The organism is Paenibacillus fonticola DSM 21315 (genome assembly GCF_000381905.1).
In the GTDB taxonomy this organism is placed as follows: Bacteria; Bacillota; Bacilli; order Paenibacillales; family Paenibacillaceae; genus Fontibacillus; species Fontibacillus fonticola.
This window is the reverse complement of sequence record NZ_KB907246.1, coordinates 187,230-208,712: the sequence shown is the minus strand read 5'-3', so window position 1 is coordinate 208,712 and position 21,483 is coordinate 187,230. Positions and strand designations below refer to the sequence as shown.

Annotated in this window: 15 protein-coding genes; 3 read left to right on the top strand and 12 right to left on the bottom strand. The window is 48.0% G+C overall.

Going from position 1 to position 21,483, the window contains the following annotated elements:
- Positions 1–568: 568 nt before the first annotated feature.
- The 4 genes from G358_RS0102645 to ftsE form a co-directional block, all read right to left on the bottom strand.
- Entirely contained in the window at positions 569–2,032 is a 1,464-nt protein-coding gene (locus tag G358_RS0102645; protein WP_019635658.1) for a S41 family peptidase, read from the bottom strand.
- A gap of 304 nt (positions 2,033–2,336) precedes the next feature.
- Positions 2,337–3,560 carry a murein hydrolase activator EnvC family protein gene (locus G358_RS0102640; protein ID WP_026342020.1) on the bottom strand — a complete coding sequence of 408 codons (1,224 nt, stop codon included), beginning with the start codon at positions 3,558–3,560 and terminating at the stop codon, positions 2,337–2,339.
- A gap of 42 nt (positions 3,561–3,602) precedes the next feature.
- On the bottom strand, positions 3,603–4,517 hold the full coding sequence (ftsX, locus tag G358_RS0102635) for a permease-like cell division protein FtsX (RefSeq protein ID WP_019635656.1): 915 nt from the start codon (positions 4,515–4,517) through the stop codon (positions 3,603–3,605).
- Positions 4,507–5,193: a cell division ATP-binding protein FtsE gene (ftsE, locus tag G358_RS0102630; protein WP_026342019.1), complete on the bottom strand. Its 687-nt coding sequence runs from the start codon at positions 5,191–5,193 to the stop codon at positions 4,507–4,509. The genes ftsX and ftsE overlap by 11 nt, the downstream gene beginning before the upstream one ends.
- Before the next feature lie 220 nt (positions 5,194–5,413).
- Between ftsE and G358_RS0102625 the strand changes: the two genes are divergently transcribed.
- The 3 genes from G358_RS0102625 (at position 5,414) to G358_RS0102615 (ending at position 9,082) form a co-directional block, all read left to right on the top strand.
- Entirely contained in the window at positions 5,414–6,832 is a 1,419-nt protein-coding gene (locus G358_RS0102625; RefSeq protein WP_019635654.1) for a VanW family protein, read from the top strand.
- A gap of 500 nt (positions 6,833–7,332) precedes the next feature.
- Positions 7,333–8,616: a CynX/NimT family MFS transporter gene (locus tag G358_RS0102620; RefSeq protein WP_019635653.1), complete on the top strand. Its 1,284-nt coding sequence runs from the start codon at positions 7,333–7,335 to the stop codon at positions 8,614–8,616.
- A 193-nt stretch (positions 8,617–8,809) separates the two neighbouring features.
- Positions 8,810–9,082 carry a hypothetical protein gene (locus G358_RS0102615; protein WP_019635652.1) on the top strand — a complete coding sequence of 91 codons (273 nt, stop codon included), beginning with the start codon at positions 8,810–8,812 and terminating at the stop codon, positions 9,080–9,082.
- Positions 9,083–10,032: 950 nt separating this feature from the next.
- Here G358_RS0102615 and G358_RS0102605 read toward each other — a convergent pair.
- The 8 genes from G358_RS0102605 to G358_RS0102570 form a co-directional block, all read right to left on the bottom strand.
- Positions 10,033–12,105, bottom strand: a complete 2,073-nt coding sequence (locus G358_RS0102605) for an alpha-glucuronidase family glycosyl hydrolase (protein WP_019635650.1) — start codon at positions 12,103–12,105, stop codon at positions 10,033–10,035.
- 17 nt (positions 12,106–12,122) lie between these two features.
- Positions 12,123–13,739, bottom strand: coding sequence for a response regulator transcription factor (locus G358_RS0102600; protein WP_019635649.1), 1,617 nt, complete (start codon positions 13,737–13,739; stop codon positions 12,123–12,125).
- A 296-nt stretch (positions 13,740–14,035) separates the two neighbouring features.
- Positions 14,036–15,349, bottom strand: a complete 1,314-nt coding sequence (locus G358_RS0102595; RefSeq protein ID WP_019635648.1) for an ABC transporter substrate-binding protein — start codon at positions 15,347–15,349, stop codon at positions 14,036–14,038.
- Between the two features lie 111 nt (positions 15,350–15,460).
- Entirely contained in the window at positions 15,461–17,200 is a 1,740-nt protein-coding gene (locus G358_RS0102590; protein ID WP_240479923.1) for a sensor histidine kinase, read from the bottom strand.
- A gap of 231 nt (positions 17,201–17,431) precedes the next feature.
- Positions 17,432–18,277 carry a carbohydrate ABC transporter permease gene (locus G358_RS0102585; RefSeq protein ID WP_019635646.1) on the bottom strand — a complete coding sequence of 282 codons (846 nt, stop codon included), beginning with the start codon at positions 18,275–18,277 and terminating at the stop codon, positions 17,432–17,434.
- Entirely contained in the window at positions 18,277–19,224 is a 948-nt protein-coding gene (locus G358_RS0102580; RefSeq protein ID WP_019635645.1) for a carbohydrate ABC transporter permease, read from the bottom strand. Before G358_RS0102580 ends, G358_RS0102585 begins: the two co-directional genes overlap by 1 nt.
- Before the next feature lie 635 nt (positions 19,225–19,859).
- Positions 19,860–20,645, bottom strand: coding sequence for a DUF6612 family protein (locus tag G358_RS0102575; protein WP_019635644.1), 786 nt, complete (start codon positions 20,643–20,645; stop codon positions 19,860–19,862).
- 36 nt (positions 20,646–20,681) lie between these two features.
- Positions 20,682–21,239: a hypothetical protein gene (locus tag G358_RS0102570; protein ID WP_019635643.1), complete on the bottom strand. Its 558-nt coding sequence runs from the start codon at positions 21,237–21,239 to the stop codon at positions 20,682–20,684.
- Between the last annotated feature and the right edge of the window lie 244 nt (positions 21,240–21,483).

Genomic DNA, 21,483 nt, shown 5'->3' with positions numbered 1-21,483 from the left:
CGTGCAATAAGCCTATAAAAAGAACAATCGGTACCAATAAGTCTATAAAAAGTACGATTGGTCCCACTATGCCTATAAAAGTACAACCGGTGCTTATAGGCCTTTAAAAAGTACAATCAGTGCCTATAATTAGAGCTAATTTTCGATTTAGTTGGATTACTTGTGTCTATTTTATCTTTTTACGCTGATTAGGAGAAATAGCTGTATTTCTTGTCTTTAAAGTAGAGTTTTTTGCCTAACTTACCTATAAGATTCATTTTAAGCACACAAATTCCAACTAATCATCCGTCGAACGTTAAAGTGCAGTTTTTAAATACAACCAATCCAGTTATTATATAAAAGGTTGCGCAACAAGCAACTTAACTGCCTCTCCAGCAAGAAGGATATCTGCTACGCCCGCAAGCAACATAACTGCCTCACTAGCAAGCAACATAACTGCTACGCCCGCAAGCATATAACTGCCTCACCAGCAAGCAGCATAGCGGTACTACCAACCATCCATAATACCGTCCCCACCAGTAATCCACCAACTCTAAACTTAAGAAAAAAAGAGGGCTCAAATGCCCTCTTATTTATTCGACGCCGCCGCAGTAATCTCCTTCCGGACTTCCTCCATAGCGCGGTTCAATTGCGCATCATTCTTTGGATCCCGGATGAGCTCGATCAAGCTGCTCTCCATCTTCTCGATCGTCTTGGCATCAAGCATGCCGCTTGCTTCAATACCATGACTGCTCTGGAATTTCTTTAGCGCACGCTCGGTATTTTTGTCAAAATAGCCATCTTCCCGCCCCGGATCAAAGCCAAGACCCTTCAGCATAAGCTGCGCGTTTTTCACATCTTCGCCAAGCATGTCATATTTAAAGTTCTTCTCTTTGTTGATCGGAGCTACCGAGAAATAAGCGGGCTGGGATACCGCAATATCGGGCTCGATCCCTTTCTTGTGAATCCACTCCCCATTCGGGGTCAGCCATTTGGCAATCGTAATTTTCAGCATGCTGCCGTCGCCCATTTCCTGCGAGTAGCTCGATTGCACGGTGCCTTTGCCATAGGTCGGTTCACCGACCAACTTCGCTCCTGCCGATTCCTGAAGCGCTCCTGCCAAAATTTCCGAAGCGCTGGCACTGCCCTTATTCGTTATGACGACGATTGGGTAAGGCTTACTCGAACCATCCGATAATGTCGCATCCCGGCGTCCATTTTTGTCTTCCACTTGAACGATCCCTTTGCCTTTTGGCACAAATTGCTCCGCCATTTCAATCACGATCGGCAGCACGCCTCCCGGATTGTTCCGCACATCGATGACGAGACCTTTCATGCCTTGTTTCTCCAGAGCCTCCAGCTCCTTCTTGAAACGATTTGCCGTGTTCATGGAAAACTCGGTAATTTCAATAATCCCTACGTGATCTTGCTCCATACGGGCATGAATCGTTTCTAAAGCAATGTCATCGCGCACAATCGTAAATTCCAGAGCTTCCACAGCCCCGTCACGCTTTACTTTTATTTTAGCCTCCGTCCCCTTAGGTCCGCGGATTTTGGATACCGCCTCGTTCAAGGTTAGGCCTTCAAACGATTCCCCATTGACGGACAACAAAATATCCTTCGGTTTAATCCCAGCCTTCTCCGCCGGCGAGCCCTTGATTGGAGATATAACGACTACGCTGCCGTTCTCCATAGATACCTCTGCCCCAATTCCCGTAAAGGAGCCTTCAATTTGCTCCGAAAATTGCTGGGCCGTCGCTCCGGCCATATATGAAGAGAAAGGGTCCTCCAGGGCGTTCATCATTCCGTTGATCGCGCCGTCGACGAGTTTGTTGCGATCTACTTTTTCCACATAATTTTTACTGACCAAATCCAGTGCCGTCTCAATCTTCTTAATATCGCTCTTCGATTGTCCGCCGATATCAGCGAATAAGCCGCTCGACAGTTGTCCCGATCCAGCTAGACTCCATTGGCCCGTCAAAGTCACGGTGAGTAAACTGCTGACCACCATAGCAACCAAAACGAGTAAAGTAACTGTGCGTCCTTTAAACATCTATAAATTTCACCGCCTCTGTATAATCCGGCCGACTCGAAGCCCACCTGGTATAACCATCATAGTATATGTTCAGCTTGTACGGAATATATACAACGAAAGAAGAGAGAAAAACGGATATTCATCCTTAAGGACGGTATCCGTTTCAACTAACGCATAACTCTATTTTATAAGTGCCTGATGAAAAAGTCCAACGAAATGGCCCGAAACTGCAACAATAAAAAATGTATTTCGATGTAAAGTATAACCGTATATCGATGAACCCACTTACTATTTTCAAAAAAATGTCCTTACAGGGCTGCTGCTATAAATAAGGTGAAGGGTCTACCGGGCTCCCGTTGATGCGCACTTCGAAATGCAAATGCGGTCCGGTCGAGTTCCCGGTGCTGCCCACCTCGGCAACTTTCTGTCCGCGCTTGACTTGCTCGCCCTTCTCTACTTTTATTCCACCGTTACGGATGTGGCCGTACAGCGTCCACAGATTGTCTCCATGATCAATAATTACTGTGTTCCCATAGCCGCTCCACCATTCCGCGACGATGACAACGCCGCCTTCCGCCGCCTTAATATCGGTTCCTTGCGGAGCTGCCAGGTCAACCCCTGTATGCTTCTTCACTTGGCCAGAGATCGGATGCACTCGCGTACCGTAACCGGAAGACAGACGTGCTCCGCTGACAGGCAGCGCCATTGCGCCGCCATTGCCTTTAAATCCGCCCGAGCCCGAGCTGGACGAGCTTCTCTTATAAGTGTACACCTGCGCGGCTTTTAACTTATTTTTCTCTTTCTCCAAGGCTGCCCGCTTCGTTGCCAGCTCAATCAGCAGCTGCTCCTGCTCTTCACTGATATCATCGGATTCCTCGATCTCCGCATGATATTGGGCGATCAGCTGCTGCTTCTCCACTTCCTTACGCTCAAGCTCGCTCTTGCGGGCCTCCGCATCGGCATACAGCTGTTTGACCTTCGCATAATCCTGCTCCAGCTGCGCCTTCTGCTCCTCGAACAACTGCTTATCCTGCTTGTGCTCATTGAGCAGCAGCTGATCCTGATTGGCAATCGCCTGTAAGGAATCTGCCCGCTCCAGAAAGTCAGTGAAGCTTGTCGACGACAGCAGCACATCCAAATAGGACACTGCCCCGTCGGTATACATTAAGCGCACCCGCGAGTCCAGCAAGCCGGAGCGCTCTTCGATCCGCGCCTCCGTCTCATTCAGCTTAACGGCCGTACTGCGCAGGTTCTCCTCAGTATCATGTATCTGTATGGAAATGTTAGCGAGTTCCCCGCTCACGACATCCATCTGCTTGAGCACTTCTTTTAAATAATTCGTATTTTTATTGACATAATGCTGGGCTTCCTGTTTTTGTTGAGCGGCTTTCTCCTGCTGCTGCTTCGCCTGCTTTGCCTGCTCCTGCAATTGCTTCAGCTCTTTATCGATCTGGCTGATTGTTTTACTCTTCGCGTATCCATTATCAGGTTGAAAGATAACTAAGGCTAAAGTGACCACGACAACAACAGAAATCCACCTTTTCAACTTCGCTTCCCCGTCCTTCTCTAATTGTTCTTGTCATCCTAATTACACTTTAAGAAATCTGCGTATTGAAACCGTACTTCCCCATATTCCAATCAGCAGACCCAGTCCCACTAGAAGAACTGTAATTTGCGGTCCAACTTCATTTAACGGAACGAGGTGAAAGGCCAGCGTAATATCCTCTTTAACGGAAAGTGCCAACTGGTTGTATCCGATGAACAGAATGCCAACCGTAATTACTGAGCCAATAAACCCGATCAAAGCGCCTTCTACGAAAAATGGCCAGCGAATGAACATGTTCGTGGCCCCCACCAGCTTCATGATGCCGATCTCCCGGCGGCGGGCCAAAATAGTTACGCGAATCGTATTCGAGATCAAAAACATCGCCATCAATGCAAGCCCCGCGACAAAAGCAAACCCAATGTTGCGCACCGCCCGGGTAATCTTAAACAGCTTCTCTGTCGTTCCTTGCCCATATCTCACTTTATATATCGGCTGATCCGGATATTTATTGTTGAGCTGCTCGATCTTGGACGCTACATAAGGCACGGTCGTCGGTTCAACGACCTCAACCTGCAGTGTATCCGGGATCGGATTCGTCGTCTCATCGTATCCTTCGAGCAGATCTTTACCTTCCTCGCCAAGCTGCTCCCGGAAATCTCTAAGGCCCTCAGCCTTGGAAATAAATGTAACCCGGCTGACCTCTTCCATCGCCGCGATCTCGTTATGCAGCTTCTCCCGCATGCTGTCCTCGACGTTGGAACTGAGGAACGTCTTGATTTGCACCATGCTGTCCGCATCGTCGGCGAACGAATTTACATTGAGTACAAGCAAAATAAATACGCCCAAGATGAATAAAGAAACAATAATAGAAGTAATGGAAGCGACGGACATCCAGCCATTGCGAAAAACATTTTTGAAACCTTCACGCAAATGTCTCAAGAGGGTGTTAAAAATCATAACCATAATCCCCTCTCAATTCATCTCGCACAATGTGGCCGTGTTCGATAGCGATAACCCGTTTGCGCATGCTGTTCACTATCTCTTTGTTGTGGGTGGCCATTACGATTGTCGTCCCCCTGAAATTGATCTCATCCAGCAGCTGCATAATGCCCCACGACGTCTCTGGATCAAGGTTCCCGGTAGGCTCGTCCGCAATGATGACCGACGGGTTGTTCACAATGGCCCGGGCGATCGCCACGCGCTGCTGTTCTCCTCCGGATAACTGAGAGGGATCGCGGTTCGCTTTATTTTTCAGTCCAACCAGATCCAGCACTTCCATTACACGCTTCTTGATCACTTTCTTAGGCGCCTCGATCACTTCGAGGGCGAAGGCCACATTCTCATAAGCCGTCAGCTTCGGAAGGAGCCTAAAGTCCTGAAAGATGACTCCGATGTTCCGGCGCACATAAGGAATTTTTCGCGGTTTCAGCTTGCCGATATTGAATCCATTAACTGAAATTTGTCCTTTAGTAGGTATTTCCTCACGATATATTAGCTTCATAAACGTCGATTTCCCTGCTCCTGAAGGCCCGACGAGGTAAACGAATTCGTTGCGGTCAATCTTGACCGATACGCCGCGTAGGGCGTGAGTTCCATTCGGATAGGTCTTCCATACATCTTGCATTTCTATCAATTCATCACGTCCTAAACCTTGATTCCTTACTCTATGGCTGACTGTATTCCATTTCGACACTATCTAGCCAATTCCTTTAAAAGATGAGCTATTTCATCAACTCGTTTTTTATTGTAACAAATATGTTACCTCTTGAGTACCCTGAACACCCGAAAGTTTCCTGATTTTCATCATATACATGTTTGTACGCCATCATTTCTCCCTCGGAAAGGGGTACGACATGAGACATTTACACCTAGCTGCGATTTTACTTTCTTCCGCTCTGCTGCTCGGATCTATTTTCTTTGGGGCCCTCTATCTGTATGCAAGCCGGGATACCGTACCGCCCAATGTCACAATAAGCGGACTGGATATAAGTAATATGGAATGGAGTGAAGCGATTGTTTTAATTGAAGAGCAGATTTTGGCCTTGGAGCAGGAAAAAGTTGTCGTCATGGTGCAGCATTCAAAGGTCGATTCGACATGGGGACAATTGGGCGTGCAGTACGATGCGGCCGATTTTCACGCTGCGCTTGTTCAGTTGTTCAAGGGAAACTTGTGGGAGCGGGCCCGGGCAAGATGGAATTTCCCCAGCACATGGGAGTTCAACATCACTTTTGATGAAAAAATATTACGCAAGCTGTTCCCCCCAGGTTGGGAGCATTCGCATTTTGGCAGTCCCATGGATGCCGTTCGCCTTATATCGCCTGAGGATACCATTTCTTACTCGCCAGGCCGCGAAGTGCTGCGTATTGATTGGATATCGTTCGCAGCCATCGTCCGTCAGCAAATACTCGAGGGAAGTCAGCCAAAGCCCTCTTCTCTCGAAGTGCCTCTGTACACCCTGCAGCAGCGCATAACGACACGAATATTGATGCAGGAAGGCATCAAGCGGAAAATTGCCCAGTTCACCACTGAGCTTTACGGCAGCGGCCCGGGGCGACTGCACAATGTCGAGGCGGCAGCGCGAACTGTGGATGGCATGGTGATCGCCCCTGGGGATATTTTTGATTATGAGAAGGTCATTGAGGAGGCAGAGCGCAAATACGGTTTCCGTGAAGCGCCCGTCATATTCGGCGGCAAGCTCGTTCCCGGCGTGGGCGGGGGCATTTGTCAGGTATCCAGCACGTTGTACAATGCCGTAATCCTTGCGGGGCTGGACATCGTAGAGCGGCGCAACCACACTCTCCCTGTCAGCTACGTTTCCATAGGACTGGATGCCACGTTTGCCAAAGGCTACATTAATTTTCGCTTCAAAAATACGACGGCTCACCACCTCCTCATTCAATCCGGGGTAAAGGACGGGCAATTAATAGTCAAGCTGTTCGGCGATGCCCCGGATAACGTGACATTCGACATCGAATCCTACACGACGGAGATCATCCCCGTCCCGCAGAAATATGTCGCTAATCCGGCTCTTCCCAAGGGAAGCCAGGAAGTCATTTTAGAAGGCAAGCCAGGATATATCGTCGAATCGTACCGGATCAAAAAAATCGCCGGCAAGCCTGTCGGCAAAACCCGGCTTTCCCGCGACACTTATCCGCCCCAGCCGACCGTTATCGCTGTGAACGAGGGGGATTCAGCTGGCGGCCATGGCGGCCGTTCATCTGATGCAACGCCGCCAATACTGGAAGATGGCGTGAAGGGGCCCAGTTTCTGAGGAAGGTGTGCTGATGAGGACACTTTTAATGAAGTTATTTTGCGGGTGTTGTCTTTTTCGATGGTGTTGTCTTCAATGAAGATTTTTTCAGTGAAGATGATTCTAATGACAAACGTCTGTTGAGGGGGTTCTGATGAAATGCTTCTGATGGTGACCCTATGACAGTAAATCTATGATAGTTGTATCTATGATAGTGCGGCGGTGATACCTCTGATACAAAACTTCAGTTAATTGCCTCCCCTGCTGGCCTTACCGAAGAGAACTTTTCTATACGGTCAGTATGTAAACTTAACTTGCTTCGCTTTGAAAGAGCCATGAGCCTATTTACTGCAAAAGGCACGCTTGGGTAAAATCATGAAACTATTTACTGTAGAAGGCACGCTTAGCAATATATCAAGATATTTCCCTGACTGGACTATTGCTTGTAAAAGTTTTCATATGTTAAAGTTAAGCCACTCTTTAAAGTACGGCAACATGAAACAGGAGGAATATCTGCAGCTATGAAAGAAATAAAAAATGCGCGGCCTCTCGGCGCAGCTACTCTATTAATCATTGCCATCCTGCTTACTGCGGCAACGCTGCGTTCTCCATTAACCGGGGTCGGATCGCTCATCGGCGAAATTCAAGGCGCGACAGGGCTGTCCCATACGGCAGCCGGCATGCTTACAACTTTGCCCCTTATCGCCTTTTCTATTTTTGCCCTTGTCGCTCCCAAGCTGGCTTGGCGCTTCGGCATGGAACAGACACTGCTGTACTGCATGATTATTATGACAGCTGGCATTATCCTGCGATCCTTACCGGCTATTTCGGCGTTATTTGCTGGCACTGCGCTAATCGGCAGCGCAATTGCCATCTGCAATGTTTTAGTGCCAGGCCTAATCAAACGCGATTTTCCGCACAAAATCGGTCTGATGACAGGCCTATACACCTCTTCTATGAATGGATGGGCAGCGATCGCCTCGGGAGTCAGCATCCCGCTTTCCCGCAGCGTATGGGGATGGCGCGGCGCTCTCGTCTATTGGGCCATTCTTTCGACCGTAACCGCCTTATCCTGGATCGTCCTGCTGCGCCGCATCGGTGGCGGCGGTAGGAGCAGTAGCGGTAGGAGCAGTAGTAGCGGAAGACAAAGAACGGACAATAACAGCAATAACGGTGGTGATCGCTCCAAAGCAGCCAGTACCTACCGCAAAACGGGAATCGTATGGAAATCCTCAATTGCCTGGCAGGTCACCATTTTTATGGGCTTTCAGTCCATCATGTTCTATGTCGGCATTTCCTGGCTGCCGGAAATTCTCAGTCAACAAGGTATGAGCCCTTCAAAAGCTGGCTGGATGCTATCCCTGATGCAGGTCGCCAGCATGGTTGGTTCATTCCTGATGCCGCTGATCGCCTCCCGGACACAGACCCAAAAAGGATTAGCAGCGGCCTCCTCCGCTTTGTTCCTAATCGGGTTTGGCGGGGTATGGCTCGGCTCTCCTGCTCTGGCACCGCTATTTATTATGGCCATCGGACTCGGCTGCGGGACAACCTTTAGCCTCGTCATCCTGTTCTTCGCCCTACGCTCACGTACTGCAGATCAGGCGGCAGAACTGTCGGGGATGGCCCAATCGATCGGCTACCTGTTAGCCGCTGTAGGCCCCGCCTTCTTCGGCTTTATCCACGATCGGAGCGGAAACTGGGCCGTTCCGTTGGCGGTGATCACCGGGCTGTCTATTTTGACGATTCTATTCGGCTATGCTGCCGGGCGCAAAGGATACATCGGCCCAGAGCAGGAGACAAATTAATCCCCAGAGCATGAGACGAGTTGATGACGATAGTATGACCGATATTATGGGACTGTTTATGCCCAAGGCATGAGAAAAGTGGATGCCCGGATCGTGAGAAAAATTGAGTCGGTTAACTTCGCTTTTAATTGTCTGTAGAAGTAGGACATGCCGTTACAAAGCCCTCGTCAGTAGACGGGGGCTTTTTGAATTAATGGACAAGGGGCGTGCCGGGTTCTTAGCCGTAAGGCTGGCCCGATTGCTGGCTGGAGTGATGACTATAGCGCTGGGTAGAGTGCTTGCCGGGGTGCTGGACGGAGTGCATGCTGGAGTACTAGCTGTAGGGCTGGCCGGGGTACTGGCTGGAGTGATGACTGGAGTGATGACTGGAGTGATAGCTGGAGTGCTAGCCGGAGTGCTAGCCGGAGTGCTAGCCGGAGTACTAGTCGGAGTACTAGCCGGAGTACTCACGGGGGTACTAGCCTGAGTGTGTCCTGGAGTAGCCCGGGTGCCGGCCGGGATACTAGCCCGAGTTCCCCCCCCCTGGTGCACTCGCAAGGGTAATCTCCGGGTACGGTCCCGAGTATGAGCCTTGGAGCCTTGGTGCCTTGGTGCCGTCCGTCTATGACCCTTGGTGTCGTCCTAAGTACGTTCCCTTGGTGCCTAATGCGGTTCGGGATAGCGGTTTGGAGGAGAATGGAATGGTATGATTACGCTCGAGCGGCCAAATTAAATGGATTTGTTGTATTTATTTTTGAGCCTATGAGCGGATTCAAAAAAACAAGTGGATTCTATGTAACTAAATATCTCTGGACAGTCGAATTCACTCGCAGGCTTCATTTTAAGGGCATGAAATCCAGTTAAATGCGCATTTTGGTGCAATTCGTCTATTTTAAATACCAAATATACAGTTAGTATCTATCGGTACTTATTAGCACATGTGAGCATCTATCAGTAACTATGAGGTCATGAGCATCTATCAACATCTATCAACATCTATCAACATTTATCAACATCTATCAGCATTTAACAACATCTATCAGCATTTATAAACATCTATCAGCATTTAACAACATCTATCAGCACCTATCAACGTCTATCAGTATCTATCAGCATCTATCAACGTCTAAGTCCATGAGTACTTTCCAGCATCTATGAGGTCTATGACCAACGAGCACATCAAGCGAATACATCATGCGAATACACCACACAGATACACACGCAGATACACCATACAGCCTAACAGGCATACCATACCGCCTGACGGCCACCATAGAGCCAAACGGACACACGGTCACACAGCCAAACGGACCACCATACAAATGCAGTACACGAATTAAAAATATACGAATACAGCCAAAACAACAGGCCCTGAATTCCAACCCAAGTTGAAATTCAAGGCCTTCTCGTTGCTACTAATTCTAGTAATTAGTAATTCTAGTATATAACTCTGTTCTGCTCATCCGGTATGCCGGATTTACGATAGAAATACGTGTTGATGACATCGCGCCAGTGCTTGGCGCTCTCGAGCTGCTCCAACAAGCGCTCCTTCACGTGCGCAAAACGCTGCGGGTCAACCTTGGACTCCAGTGCATCCCAGCGAACAAGCCACTGCTCCACCTGTTCTACTCCAGCAAAGTGGGTATCGTAGATGTGCTGAATGACCGTCTTTCCCGACTTTAATACATGTGTATAAGGAACATGGTGGAAGAAGAGCAGCAGCTCATCCGGGCAAGAGTCAAGGCTGTCATACAGCTCGGCATTGGCGCCTACATATTGATGAGAATACCCCGTCCCTGTCGCCTTTGTGCGATCTACGCCGATGCCGTCACGATCGGCAAAATGGTAAGTCCCCCATTTGGAGTATTCGTAGCCGTCCACGTCAGGGCCGTAGTGGTAATGCGGTACAACCATCCAGCCCACGCCGAGCGGAGCCGTATAGTTCTCATAGGTCGGCCAGGAATCCATCAGAATGCCTAGAATCGTATCTACCACATCCCGATCCAATCCAAAGGTCATCCCGGTCCATTCCTCGGCGATTGCCTCCGCGCTCAGCTCTGGATTCCACAGCAGCCGCCCATACCCATAAAGGTTGGATTGGGCAAGATAGTGTCCTGTCCAGTTGAAATCATCCCCGACACTGGATACGGCGGTAATTCCGCTATATTTATACGGATGTACCTGACCGGCCACGATATCCTTCACCTTGCTGCCCTTCCCATTACAAAGGGTATCGAATTCCAGTACCTCTTTCCATTGCGGAATCAGGTAGCATACATGCCTTTGCTGCCCGGTATACTCCTGGGTAATCTGGAACTCCAGCATCTGATTCGTCTGTTTCATCGCCCCAAACAGCGGCGATACCGGCTCTTTGACCTGAAAATCCATCGGCCCGTTCTTGATTTGCAGGATGACGTTCTCTTTGAATCTGCCGTCCAGCGGCTTGAAATGATCGTATGCGGCACGGGCCCGGTCAGTTTTGCGGTCACGCCAGTCCTGATGGCAATCATATACGAAGCATCTCCACAGCACGAGACCGCCGTAGGGCTCCAGCGCTTCGGCCAGCATGTTCGCCCCATCGGCATGATCGCGGCCGTAGGAGAACGGGCCAGGGCGGTTCTCGGAGTCGGCCTTAACCAGGAACCCGCCGAAATCGGCGATATGCCGGTAAACGTCAGCCGTCTTCTGCTTCCACCATTCCTGGACTGACGGATCGAGCGGATCTGCGGTTGATAGATCTCCCAACTCAATCGGTGCAGCATAGTTCACGCTTAAATAGAGGCGGACGCCGTATTCACGGAACACCTCTGCTACTCTGGCTACGTCAGGCAGCAATGCCGGAGTAATGAGCTTCGTCTCTACCTCGTGCACATTGACATTGTTGATGGCGATGCCGTTAATTCCGACCGAGGCCAGCAATCGGGCATACTCCCGTACGCGGCTCAGATCGGAGACGATTTTATTGTCCTGATAAAAAATCGAATGCCCTGCATATCCGCGCTCAATGCTCCCATCCATGTTATCCCACTGATTGACCATGCGAAGCTGGTATTTCGGCGCTTCCACCAGGTCCAGCTTCGCAGGCAATGAACCTGTTTGCAGTAAACGCAGGAAATGGAAAACGCCGTAAAGCAGCCCTTTTTCCGTTCCGCCGGCAATTAGAAGATAATCCTCATTCTCCCCGGTAATGGAGCGGATAATATAACCTTCCTCGCCTAACCCGGACACCTCATTCGCAGACAATAAGCGCTCAAGCTCTGGCATGCTCTCAAGCGTTCCCACTGCCAAACAGCGTCCCTTAGCCGCTTCATTGGCGATTGTCGGCTGCTGTCCCGTTAATGCAGCTATGCCCGTCTTCAATTCCTGAACCGCTGTACGGAACAGCCCAGAGGTAACTTCCCCTGCTGTTACAATATGGTGCAAATAAGCGGACAGGGGCTGAATGGCTGCCATTCGCTCCGCCGATAAGCTGCCAGACCTCAACCAGGCTAAATCATAATTGCTTGTCATTTTGCCACCTCTTCTTTTTATTTCACGATATCTGTCGGATTCATGCCCGTTATCTTTTTAAATAGTGTGCTGAAATACGGAACGTTTTTGTATCCGACCATTTCTGCCACTTCATAAACCAATGCTTTTTTCTCCATTAACAGTTCCCTGGCCTTCTCCATACGTACTCTCGTCAAATAATTATTAAACGTCTCCCCAGTCATGTTCTTGAAGATCATCGATAAATAATTGCGCGAGATGTATACTTTGTCCGCCAGACCGCTGAGTGTAATGTCCTCAGCATAGTGCTCATGGATATATTCCATCATAAAATCGACAGCCTGTCTATGCTTCCCATTCCCGCCCCACTGCCGGCTGCTAAACACAATTCCGATCTTTGCTACAAGCCATTCAGCCAGTTCGGAAGGACGATTCAGCTCAGCGATTTCACGGGTGATGCTGTCATTTGAAAAAATATCATCCAACACCGTTCCCATCTCATAAAAAGCAAAAGCGATAATGCCCCACAGCTCACCCGCCAGCATGCTGATGTATGCTTTGCTTATGCCTTCTTCCGTCTCCAGCCGGCCCATATAATCGAATATAATTTTGTGGGCCTGCTTCTCCTGCGACGTTCTGATCGCCCCGGCCAGCTCCAAATACAGCTTGACAGGCCGGACAGGCGTTTCTGCGTTTGCCCGCTGAAGCTCCACGGTATAGACATACAAATCGTAACCGGGGATCGCCGGCTGCGGATGCAAATCAATGACGCGGAATGCTTCCTCGGTTGAGCTGCCGATATCGCGAATGTGCTGCTTGCGCTCTCCGATCCCGATGCGGAGCTTTAACTTCAAATAGCTATGAACGCATTCGATCAGGCGAACGCCTAACTGCTCCAGCCGTTCGCGTAATTGCCCGGCTGGCTCCGAGCGGTCACTATGCACGATAAGAACGGAGCGGTTCGTCTGTAAATCCGTATAATCAAAGGAGGTAAATTTCTCCTGGGTTACTTCACAAATAATGTTGCTAACCGCAAATCGAAGCAGGCTCCAGTCAGACAAGTTTAGTTTGGCTCCCCGTTGATCGCGTATCAATTCGATGCCGAGAACGGTATGATCACAATCCGACCAAAAACGATATGGAACTGGGATTTCTGTTTGCAGACCGGTACTCTGCAGCGTGCCGGAGGCAGCCGACTTTACCCATTCTTTTTTGACGAAGGGCTCATACAGCCGCAGCTTCTGAAGCAGCTCGTCCTGCTTCATCCGCCGTTCCTCTTGCTTCTCCAAGTCGGCTATCGCCTGCCCAAGGACGGACTTTAAGGTAGGAACACTAACCGGCTTCGACAGGTAATCGCTCACATTGAGACGCAGAGCCTGTCGGGCATATTCAAAATCCGAGTATCCGCTTAAAATGATAACTTTTCCCGCATACCCGCTAAGCCGCAGCTGTTCGATCATGTCCAGGCCGTTCATAACAGGCATATATAAATCGGTAATGACGATATCCGGACACGCCGACTTAATCATTTCCAGCCCTTCTTCTCCGTTCAGTGCCTCCCCTGCCCACTCTGCATTCAATTCATCCCAAGGTATCGCTCTCCTGATTCCCTGCAGTACCCCGCGGTCGTCATCGATGATCCCGATCTTCCACATCTGTAGAGCCCCCTTCTCTTGCAACGGTGATGTTTGAGCACTCTGCTTCTTTTGCATGCTTGCCTGCGCATATCAGCTTGATTACATATAAATTACCCGTATATTAATTGTCTGCTGACATCTGATATCAGCTTGTCGTATATTGATTGTCTACTGACATCTGATATCAGCTTACTCATCTTACTCAGTAGCTTCGTTGATGTTTGCGCATTGTGCTACCCAGTGATGATAATACGTCATGCCTGATAAGCTGTGGAAGCCTCTCAGGCATGACGTCATTATTTTAAATAACAATATTATTGTTCATATTCCTGCGACGCTTTTTTCAATGATTCATAAGCTTTCTCCGGCGTTGTTCTGCCGAAGCTCAGCTCGTCGCGCACAAGCGGCCAGTCTTTATCGATAAAGTTTACCCAGCCTTCCGGTCCAGTAGTAAAGGTCTGACCATCCGGAGTTGTAGCATCGATCAGTTTCATACCCACTTTCTCGCCTTCTGGAAGGTTCGGAATAAGGCTTTCTGCAATTTTCGCGTTAGCAGGCACACCGCGTGCTGTTCCTAGAATTGCTCCCGCTTCCGGATCATTGACGAACCAGTCGATAAATTTCGCTGCTTCTTCTTTATGCTTGGAGTTCGGAGACAAGCTGAGGAACATCGACGGCTTCAGCCATCCGCCAGCTTCCTCTGCCCGCGGCATAGTGACAAGATCGTACGCGCCTTCTTTCATGCTGTCCCAAGTTGTATAGTTGTTAGAGAAGGAGTAACGGAACAATACTTTACCGTTAACCAGCAAGTCTGCTGTCGGATCCATCTCTTTGTCAGAAGCGTTCAAGTCAGCCGGAGGTACAAGACCTTCGTTGCGAAGCTGTTCAAATTTCTTCGTCCACTCCAGGAACGCAGCCTCGTCGATGTTGAATTTGCCGTCATCTGTAATCAGCACATCTTTGCCTTTGGCATAGTGGAACGCGCTGAACATGAAGTAGTTACCGGCATAGTCCAATGTAAAGTATTGATCTTTAGCCAGCTTAGGCTTTACTTCCTCCGCCAAGGCGAAGAAATCATCCCATGTCCAGCCATCTTGCGGCGGAGTTACACCCAGTTTCTCCAAAGCTGCTTTATCGTAGATCATACCGAAAGCAACAGAACCCAGCGGTACGGCAAACTGCTTGCCGTCTTTTTCACCAATTGGCAACAGGCTCGGCGTAATTTCGTCCAGTTTGATTTTTGATCCCAGTTCCTCCAATTGGTTGCGGGAGGTCCAGTCCGAAATCCAGCCCGGGTCCATTTGGAAAATATCCGGCTCGTTGTGGGCTGCTGCCTGAGTGGACAGTTTATCCAAGTATCCGTCCATTCCCGAGTATTCCGGCTCAAAAGTAACGTGCGGATTTTTCTCTGTGTACAATTCCAACGCTTTCAATGTAGCTTCATGACGAGGCTGCGAGCCCCACCACATCACGCGCAATTTCACCTTTTCTGAAGCTGAATTTGATGCGGATGAATTGTCGCTTGGCTTCGCCCCCGCGTTATCTCCCTTACCACCGCCGCAGGCCGCTAACAGCAGAGTAGCTACCAGCAAAACTGCAACGATCTGCAATCGCTTCCATTTCATCATGTTGACTTACCCCCTAAGGAAAATTATATTGTAGTCAATATTTATCCTACCAAGTGCTGATAGATTGGAGTATAAGAGAGATGCACAATTTATTATAAAATTATCAGATTATCATTCACTCTTCCCCGGAGCTGCCTCGAGACGTGGAAAAACAATCTCCACGATCGCCCCGCCCTGCTCCTGGTTGTCCAGCGTAATGCTGAAATCCTTGCCAAAATAAGCCGAATATCTTTCCTTTACATTCCGCAAGCCATATCCGCCCTTGCGCCGGTTGGGAGTCCCAGCGTTCTTCTCGGCCAGCCCGCTGCCGTTATCCATAATTGTAATGCGGATCTGGTCCCCAGCCTCTGCAGCCTGAATGACGATTGTACCGCTATTCCGCAGGTTGAATCCATGAATAATTGAATTTTCTACAAATGGCTGCAGCGTCATTTTCGGAATGTAGAGCTTTAGCAGGCTGGGAGGAACCTGAATTTCGTATTCCAGTCCTTCTTCCCATCTAAGCTGTTGAATTTCCAAATAGCATTCCATATGCTTAAGCTCTTCGCCGATCGTGATGAAGCTTTCGCCATGGGACAAACCAATGCGGAACATTTGCCCCATCAGCTCCAGGATGCGGCTCATCTTGTCCTGGCCTTCCGCAATCGCTATCCAGTTGAGCTGATCCAGCGTATTGTACAGAAAATGCGGGTTAATATTGGCCTGCAGCGCTTCAATTTCCGCCTTGCGCTGTTCCTCATAACGTCTGGCAAGCGACGCATACAAAGCCTCGATCCGCTCATTCAACTTGCGGTAACCGGCAAACAGAACGCCAAACTCATTCGAATAATCGCTTACAAGCTCTGTTTTCTGCTCGCCGACGGCATAAGTTTTCATCGCTTTGACAAGCTGGGCGATCGGCTTCATAAACTGCCGGCTTAACCAAAAGGTTAATAAAAAGGCCAACAGCAATGCTCCCAAGCCGATAGACACGATCGCTACAGCCAGCTTTAAACTGCCGGAGGTAATTTGCGCCCAAGGGGTGATCTCAACCAGCATCCAATTGGAATCGGCCAATTTGGAATACACGACGAGTGAATCGATCCCTTGCGGCTGTGTGTGCAGACGGAAAACTCCCGACTCGCCGACGAAGCGATCGACCTGTTCCGATAATCCGGCTTCGCTCATCGATTTCCCGACGCTTAGCAGCTCCCTGCCGTCCGAATCGAGCATAATCCGGTTCGAATCCGGGGAGTATCCCTCCAGCATGCTTCTGACCCAATCCGCTTTCACATGAATAACTAGGATGCCCATATACCGTGTATTGTAATAAATTTTACGCGAAAAACTCAGTACCGACGCTTCTCCTTGAATGGTTGAAATGCTGTGCTCCTCTGACCATGCGAAGTCATTTTTCTCCAGAGCCTTGTACCACGAATGATCCTCCGCCTCTTTCAAACTATGAAAATGGATATAGCTTTGGCTGTCCCCCCATTCCGGCCTGTCCATGTATAAATCTATGGCCTGAATTTGTGGAATGGAGTAGGTCAGATGGGCCAGAGCCTGCTGAATTCCCATCGATCTCCGATAACGGCTGAACGCATCCTCCTTGCCTGACATAAGCGTCAGTAAATCACTGTCCCGGGAAGTGGTCAGGGATACTTGTTCAATTGAAGTCATCCTCCCCGTAATTTCATTGTTCAATTCCTCGAGCAGACGCTTCTGGTAATAGGAAGTGTTCTCCGCCAATTCACGGGAAGAAATGACATAGCTGATCCATACCGTACTAGCCAGCACAATCGCAATCAGACCTGCAAAGCAAACAATGAACAGCAGATCGATGCGGTATTTTTTGAACGGATTGACCATCATGTGCCCTCTTTTCTAAAAGAGTTAAAAAAAAGCACCGCTCGGGTGCCATCTGCAAAATGTAGCGCAGATTCAGCCTATATTCGGCTAAATCCTTGCGTAAAGATCGCTTGTTTGCGATATAAGGATGCAGAGTCACCGGTGTTGAGGCTTCTTATATCTGAAAAAACATTGAAGCCACGGAGAACCGTTTCCTCAATGTTTTCTCATTTTAATATATTCCTTGCCTGATGGCTACCCTTTAATCCCTGTTGTAGCTACACCTTCAACAAAATACTTCTGAGCGGAGGAGAACAGCACGGTAGCTGGTAAGATCGATACGAGCGACATCGCCAGCAGCTGCCCCCATTCTGCCCCGCCTTGAGAGTCGTTAATCATGCGCAGAGCCAGGCCAACCGTGTATTTGTCTACAGAGTTAATGTAGAGCAAGTGCCCAAGGAAGTCGTCCCAGTTCCACAAGAAGCAGAAAATAACAACAGTGACAATGGAAGGCTTCATGAGCGGCATAATAATTCTCCAATAAATCCCGAACCAGCTGCAGCCGTCAATCTTGGCTGATTCATCCAACTCCCGGGGGATTCCCCGAATGAACTGGATAAGCAGGAAGACGAAAAATGTTCCGCCTGCTCCGCCCGCCAAGGCATGGGGCACAATAAACGGCAAATACGTATTTACCCAACCGAACTGATGGAACATCGCATATTGCGGGATAATCAAAACTTGTCCGGGCAGCATCAGCGTCAGCATCAGCAGCGAGAACCAGAAGCCCCGCAGCGGAAAATCCAGTCTGGCAAATCCAAATGCCACAAGCGTGCTTGAAATCAACGTAACGATAATAACCGCGATAATCAGATAAAAGGTGTTAATGTAAAAATCGGTAAACGTAAACCCCGGAACCGAATTCCAGCCGTTCACATAGTTGGACCATTTCGGAACGGACGGAAACAGCGAAGGAGAGCTCAGCTCCTGATTGCTTTTCAAGGAGGCGCCGACCCACCATATGACCGGATAGACCATAATCAAGCTAAAAACGGTGAGGAACGCATGGCGTGTAAAAGACTTCCATTTTGATCTGGTCATTATTTTTTGCCTCCTTTCTGATCCGATTCATAGAACACCCAGTATTTGGATGTCAGATTAATAGCTACAGCCGCAGCGACGATAAGCAGCAGCATGATCCAGGCCAGGGAAGAGGAATATCCCAGCTGGTAACGGCTGAACGCCCGCTCGTACAAATAAAGCGCATACACATAAGTGGAGTTCATCGGGCCGCCGCCGGTAATCACATAAGCAGGCGTGAACACCTGGAAGGAGTTGATTACGCCCATAATCAAGTTAAAATACAACGTTGGTGACAGCATCGGCAGCGTTATTTTGAAAAATTGTCTTATTTTTCCTGCACCATCGACCGACGATGCTTCGTAAAGATCATTTGGAATCTGCTTCAGCCCCGCCAGGAAAATAACCATCGAAGAGCCGAACTGCCATGTGGAAAGTACAATCAGTGACCAAAGCGCCGTATCCGGGTTCGTCACCCAGCCTGTGCCGGGGATGCCGAAAAAGCCAATCACTTTGTTAAAGAAGCCGTCAACGCCAAAAATGTTTTTCCACAGCAGTGAAACTGCAATACTCGCTCCGATTAACGAAGGGAAGTAAATGGCTGTCCGATAGACAGATATGCCCCGAACCGCTTTATTAAGCAGCATAGCGACAAGCAGCGCGGCTATCAGCTTAAGCGGCACGGATGCCAGGACGTAGTAAAACGTAATTTTGAGCGATTGAGCAAACTTCTCATCCGACGTAAAAATACGACTGTAGTTCTCCATTCCGATCCACTCGATCGGTTTCATCAAAGTATAGTTTGTGAATGAATAATATAGGGACAACAGCATCGGATAGGCCGTTAGCGCCATAAATCCGATCAGCCAAGGGGAAATAAACAAATAACCGGCAATGGGAGAGTCCCAACGCTTTAGAAATGCTTTTCGCACGGGCTTCCCCGGGGCTCTAGGTGTTGTTTGTTCCATGAGTTCACTCTCCTTTTCTTACTTTTAGTATAGATGGAGAGCCTATAGGAGCTACAGGAGACAATTGCTCAAAATCCTTCAATATTTTCAGAATATCTAATTTTACAAAAAGAAAAGCGCACCCCAGAATTCATCGGATAAACCAGAAAGGTTCCCGATGTCTATTCTAATGAGTGCGCGCTGTCGCTCCCGGATTTCTTGCATTCGAGAGATCATCCCTATAATACGAGGGACCTAAAGTACGATGGTATTGGAATTCATGGATTCATGGAATTCATGGAATTGATGTATCTAATTATGCTCTAGCCGGGTGTTTACAAGGATTAGCTGGATTTTAAGCACCTAAATCAAGCATCCAGCCCATCATTAGCAGTTTCCCTTCTTTCAACGACATGAAATCCAATTAAATCCACTTTCCCTTCCTTACAGCAGAAATTAACTACTAATAATCCATTTATTAAAATCCGTTTATTGCAAGCCAAACAATTAAACATTAAACTGACTGGATGCCGGACAAGTACATAAAATGTTCCTGTTCCTACGGTCGCTGTTACAACTCCCAGATCATTGGCATCCCATACTTTAGTCCAACATATATAGATTTAGTTCTTTTAAACAGGTAACACCGACTGCTATCACTCGCTAAACCGCGGGTCTGAGGCTTTATAGGCTTCTTCTAATAATTTTTTTTCATTAACACCGTTAATATTTTGATACGAATGTACAACCTTTACCTCGGTATATTTTTTATCTCCTGAATAGTCGATAGTCGATTCAGTTTCTGTTATAAGTTCGACAGGCAATAAGGTCTTCTTATTAATCGTGTAAGTAAGTTTCGATGTGCGGTCGATCGTTCGGGTATTTTGTTTCTTATCAGAATCGAAATCATCTTTATCAGAACTCTCCTCGTGCCGGGTCCCTGTGACGGTAAGAATATAATTTTTGCCTTTCTGATCTACTTGCATATCTTGAATGGTCAAGATTTTTAGATCGTGGTAAGGATCAACGCTTTTTTTATTGTCCGCTATCCTAGCTGCCGTAAACTCTTCAAAATCAGGGCCCACTACCCACTGACCGTTTCTAAATGTTGAAATCCCATATTTCTCGGTGATGTATTCTTTGAACGGTGTCTCAGGATCTGACAATTCCGTATACATGGCGAACGGCTCTTTAACATAATCTACTTTGATGGTTTCTGTATGACTGTTTTCAGCAGATTCTTTTACACTCAGATTTCTATATGTACTTTTGAACACCACGGAGAAACTTTCCAAATTTTCGATTTGTTCTGAGGACTTTTCGATTAATTCCTCCGCATAAGGAAGTCCTTGTTCATCCTTAGTAAGATGAATTTCTGTTCCACAACCGTTAAGTATCACCAGCAGAATGCCGGCTAAAAAAAACATTATGTATTTGCGCATACCTTTTCTCCTCATATCAAATTTAAAAATGATCATTTACCAGTACCACATTTCCACCGACAATCGTTCATCCAGCAACTTAATGTTATTAACAACATCCTGTTTGTCTACCATGATCCATATTTCATAAATCCCCTCCATTTCCTCATCTGACTTTTTGCTTTTGATGGCTTGAAGCCCTAGCGGGTTGTTATTAAATTGATAAAAACTGTATAACATTCCATTCGGCGTGGCAGGATGCATATATCGGCTGCCGTATCGTTCCTCGGCTTCTTCCTTCGTCGAACCTACGTGAATCCCCCTTGGTGTCTGAAACCAGAATTCCTCGGTTAACTGGATGCCAACAATTTTATCATTACGATAATAAATCGTTGCAGCATCATAGCGCTGCTCAATATCATCCCCTTCGCCTGGCCCCAAAATGCTTTCCACTTCTGTTCGACTCATACCAAAACAAATATTCGTTCCCCGCTCGTGAATCGACTCAATACACATATCTCTGTCCAAAAAAGCATCCGGCTTCAGTTTAGCAGCTTGGCCACATCCGCTGATGAGAACTACAACCATCAAAACAACCAGGATTCTCTTCTTCATTTCCATCCCCCCCTCTCACCTTGTTTTAGTTGACATTCTATCTTTATCGGCTGGATTTAAGGGAATTTAATACAAAATTAATACAGTTAATCTACTTATCCTAAAAAACTCTTTTCTTTCTATATTCTCCTCTTTCGCAAGCTTCGTTGAGCCTTCAGCCTCTAATCTCATAAAAAATGCCCCCTAGAACTCATCGGTTAAACCGTGATGGTTTATCCGATAAAGTTCTAAAGGGTGCATTTTA

Bases quoted from the DNA above. Each gene is read 5' to 3' on its own strand.
- G358_RS0102645 (WP_019635658.1), bottom strand. From the start codon at position 2,032: ATGTTTAAAGGACGCACAGTTACTTTACTCGTTTTGGTTGCTATGGTG.
- ftsX (WP_019635656.1), bottom strand. From the start codon at position 4,517: ATGATTTTTAACACCCTCTTGAGACATTTGCGTGAAGGTTTCAAAAAT.
- G358_RS0102625 (WP_019635654.1), top strand. From the start codon at position 5,414: ATGAGACATTTACACCTAGCTGCGATTTTACTTTCTTCCGCTCTGCTG.
- G358_RS0102620 (WP_019635653.1), top strand. From the start codon at position 7,333: ATGAAAGAAATAAAAAATGCGCGGCCTCTCGGCGCAGCTACTCTATTA.
- G358_RS0102615 (WP_019635652.1), top strand. From the start codon at position 8,810: ATGGACAAGGGGCGTGCCGGGTTCTTAGCCGTAAGGCTGGCCCGATTG.
- G358_RS0102605 (WP_019635650.1), bottom strand. From the start codon at position 12,105: ATGACAAGCAATTATGATTTAGCCTGGTTGAGGTCTGGCAGCTTATCG.
- G358_RS0102600 (WP_019635649.1), bottom strand. From the start codon at position 13,739: ATGTGGAAGATCGGGATCATCGATGACGACCGCGGGGTACTGCAGGGA.
- G358_RS0102595 (WP_019635648.1), bottom strand. From the start codon at position 15,349: ATGATGAAATGGAAGCGATTGCAGATCGTTGCAGTTTTGCTGGTAGCT.
- G358_RS0102590 (WP_240479923.1), bottom strand. From the start codon at position 17,200: ATGATGGTCAATCCGTTCAAAAAATACCGCATCGATCTGCTGTTCATT.
- G358_RS0102585 (WP_019635646.1), bottom strand. From the start codon at position 18,277: ATGACCAGATCAAAATGGAAGTCTTTTACACGCCATGCGTTCCTCACC.
- G358_RS0102580 (WP_019635645.1), bottom strand. From the start codon at position 19,224: ATGGAACAAACAACACCTAGAGCCCCGGGGAAGCCCGTGCGAAAAGCA.
- G358_RS0102575 (WP_019635644.1), bottom strand. From the start codon at position 20,645: ATGCGCAAATACATAATGTTTTTTTTAGCCGGCATTCTGCTGGTGATA.
- G358_RS0102570 (WP_019635643.1), bottom strand. From the start codon at position 21,239: ATGAAGAAGAGAATCCTGGTTGTTTTGATGGTTGTAGTTCTCATCAGC.